This is a genomic window from Rhizobacter sp. P1_G5, from assembly GCF_056405435.1.
Window position 1 is genome coordinate 1 of record NZ_JBFUCB010000575.1, and the last position, 3890, is coordinate 3890.

General features: G+C 56.4%; 2 protein-coding genes and 1 pseudogene. All 3 read left to right on the forward strand.

The genetic code is table 11. The features are described 5' to 3' along the window. A partial coding sequence (locus tag AC1D12_RS27215; protein ID WP_477844145.1) for a hypothetical protein occupies positions 1-561 on the forward strand: 561 nt, incomplete at its 5' end. 232 nt (positions 562-793) lie between these two features. Beyond that, positions 794-1189, forward strand: a pseudogene (locus AC1D12_RS27220) (hypothetical protein); the annotation flags it as partial. A 24-nt stretch (positions 1190-1213) separates the two neighbouring features. Beyond that, positions 1214-3890, forward strand: a 2677-nt coding sequence (locus AC1D12_RS27225; protein ID WP_477844147.1) for an RHS repeat domain-containing protein, incomplete at its 3' end; no start/stop codon positions are given.

The window sequence follows — 3890 nt, forward strand, 5'->3', positions numbered from 1 at the left end:
GAATGTGGCCGGCCAGCCGTCGGGCGGCGCGCCGGGCGATATCGTGTTCGTGTACTGACGGGAGACAAGCACATGGCAGAGATGTGGCGATTTGACGCAGGGGGCGTGGCGCGGAAGGCCCGCGAGGTGTGGCGCTACGACGCGGGCGGCACGCCGCGCAAGGCGCGCGAGATCTGGCGGTACGACCCGGGCGGCATCGCGCGAAAGGTCTACAGCGGGTCGTTCGTGCTGACGGCTTCGGCAACGACCGTCTGGGGTTCTGGCTTCACGGCGACGCGCGGAGCCACCGTGCCGGTGACCACCAGCCCTGTGACGCTGACGGTCCAGGGCGGGGCGGGGGTCTTCACCTACGCCTGGGCGACATTGTCAGGATCGTCCGCGACCGCGATGTCACCCAACTTGCCGACGACGCAGTTCCGGCGCAATGCTGCTGCCCCGTCGACCGTGGGTCGGGCCAATACGCTGAGTGGGGTGCAGCGGTGCACGGTGACGGAAATCAATACGGGCGAGGTGAAGACGATCGACGTGACGGTGGTCACGGAGCACTGGTACGACTTTTGAAAGGCACTTGGATCGTTTCGGTCGATCTATGGCGGTGTGCCTGTGGCTCCCAGCCATGTCTTTCACGCAGGCGCACCGTTACCACATTTTTGCACCGTGCAAAAGCTGTAGAGGTTCTCGGGTTGTGCAGATCCAACCGCCGCTGATAGATTGACATGAATTGAAAGGTTCGTAACGGTCTACGGCAACAAAAAAAGGGAGGTCTATGCGAATTCGGTCTGGTTTCTGGATCATGCTGATCCTGTTGGTATGCATCTCGGATGCAAATGCAAGGCTGGTGTGGCGGGCAGCCACCCGTTGTGAAGGTGGTAACGAGAAGGGAGAGGGAAAAACTTGTTCGACTGTGTGGATTAAAGTAGACGACGGAACGCCGAATGCTCCCACAGATACCCCAGGAATCGAGCCGGGTAGAGGGCCGTCAGAACCGGCTGAGCCGGCTGAGCCAGTAAATCCAAGGGATTCTCAAACCCAAAAGCCGGTCTCCGAGAATAATTCCCAGACGACCAGCTCTTGCTCGTCGAGCCCATCCACGTACCATCCAGTCATTCTAGCCACCGGCGAGAAGTACAAGGTGGAGGAGGATATACCGAGTTACGGAAAGTATTCACTCGGCCTTTCACGAACGTACAAATCATTTTCAAGCGGCGGCGGCATGTTCGGTGCCAAATGGAGATCGAATTACGACTATGATCCATTGATAACCTCTGGGTGCTCTACCGATCCCAATTTTCCTGGTACATGCTTTCCGACACATGTGACGGTTAACCATCCCGACGGGGCGTCGTATAAATATACGTATCTTGTTACGGGTGACGACGGTGCTATTTATGCACCAGATAATGGTGCAGCCGCACTGGGAACTCTTGCTTTCGATTTGTCAAATTGGATGCTTAAATTGCCCGATAACACCTACGTGTACGGGACGAACAAGCGAATCAAATCGATCTCCACGTCGGCGGGAACGACCCTAGCGACCTACTCGTACACGGGAATACTCGTCAACGCGATCACCAACGCAGTTGGTCAACAGATCCGCTTTGCTTGGACGCCTTACGGATCAGCATATCGGGTCACTGACGTGACCGATCCCAATGGCAACCATTGGACCTATCAATACACGGGTGCCATGCTAACCAGCGCAACGTCGCCGGGATCAAATCCAGACATTCGGACGTATTTCTATGAAAACTCTGCAGACACAGCGCTGCTGACAGGTATCTCGATCAACGGAGTTAGGTACAGTACCTACAGCTATTACCCATCGAAGAAGGTCCAGCAGGTCTCACTTTCTGGTGGAGAGGTCCTCGACCAGTTCTCTTACGGCACAAACTCGACGACTGTCACGGATGTTAAGGGCCAGCCAACGCAGTACTTCTTCGCTGGGCCGGCCAATGCACTAGTGAATACATATATCAGTCGCTCATCCACTTCAACGTGTCCGACTGCCAGCGCGTCTACGACCTTCGACAGTTATTGGTGGCCTAGTTCGAAGATTGATTGGAATGGGAATACTACAAGTTTCTCGTATGATCCTTCTGGCAGGCTCCTGCAATCAACGATTGCCGCAGGCACCTCGTCAGCAGCAACCCGTGTTAACACTTGGAGTGGTGACAATATAAGCCAGGTGACGTACAGGGATTCGGCCAACAATGCATTTGCGACCGAGACCTTTGCGTACGTTTCGAGTGGGTTTGGTAAGAACAAGGTCGCAAGCCATAACTCAACCGACCTGAGAACGGGCGCTCAGCGGAACGTTTCCTATACCTACACGTTTCTGCCATCAGGTGTTCAAGCCTCGACGACGGTGACAGAGGCGCTTCCAGGTGGTGCGGCCGTAACGTCCTATCAATACGATGCATATGGCAATCTATCCTCTGTCACTAATGCGCTCGGGCATCAGATTGCGTACGCAAACTACAACGGCCTTGGCCAGCCAGGTCGGATTACTGATGCAAATGGGGTGATCACCGACTATATCTATAACCCGCAAGGTACGCTGGCCTCTTCGGTTAGGTATGTTGGTGGAGGAGGTCGATCGACGACATACACCTACAATCACGATCGTCAAGTAACTGACGTGGCATATGCAGATGGCAGAGTCGATCGCAAGCGGTACAACGCGTCGGGTAGGCTTGAGTATATTGGAAACGCGGCCAACGAGTTCGTGCACGTTGCGTACGATGTGCCGACGAATACTTCCTCTTTCACGTCGGCGCGAAATGTTCCGAGTCTCAGTGGAGCAACACCCGTCCCGACGGGTGCTGGGCAGTTTGGGAAAAGTGTGCGAGAGGATAGTCTCGGCCGCTCCTACATCGAGACCGGCAATAATGGTCAGCAGATCAGCTTCAGCTACGACAGCAACGGCAATCTCAAAACTAGAACCGATGCTGCGGGCCGCGTCACTAGATATAACTATGACGCTCAGAATAAGTTGATCCAAGAGACCGCACCAGACAACGGTGTGACCACGAGTCACTTCGACGCAGAAGGCAACCTTGACTACGTGCAGGATGCGCGGGGCCTGCGCACCACCTACACCTACAACGGATTCGGGCAGATGTTGACGCAGACCAGCCCCGACAGTGGAGCGACGACGTACAGCTACGACGCCGCTGGCAGATTGGCCACGAAGACTTTGGCGAACGGCGCAGTCACGACCTATGGCTGGGACAAGTTGGGCCGCATCACATCGCGCAGCAGCGGCGGCACTACAGAGAGTTTCACGTACGACGAGGGGACCTACGGCAAGGGCCGACTTACGCGTCTGAACGACTCTACCGGGCAAACGACCTACGCATACGACGCTGTGGGTGAGGTGGTGCAACAAATCAATGCCATCTACGGCACCACGCTCACCACTAGTTGGGGCTTTGACACAGCCGGCCGCCGGACGAGCATGGCGTATCCGAACGGCTTGATGCTGGGCTACAGCTATGACGCCTATGGCCGATTGTCCAGTGTGACCAGCAGCCTCATGGGCACCTGGGCCACTCTCGCGGACTCGTTCCTCTACCAGCCCGCTAGCGACACTCGCTACGCTTGGCGCTTCGGCAACAACCTGCCGCGCCTGGTGACGATGGACGCTGACGGCCGGATCACGCAGATGGCGGGCGGCAGTGCACACAACCTCGGTGTGGGCTACAACACCGTGAATAATCTCTCATCTCTGACGGACAGCGTCTACCCGAACTTGAACGCCACTTTCGGCTATGACGCGGCAGATCGCCTCACGAGTGTGTCGCGTAGCGGCGATGCGCAAAGCTTCGGCGTTGACGCGGTGGGCAATCGCATTTCACACTCTCGACAAGGCGCCAGTTACAGCCTGACAT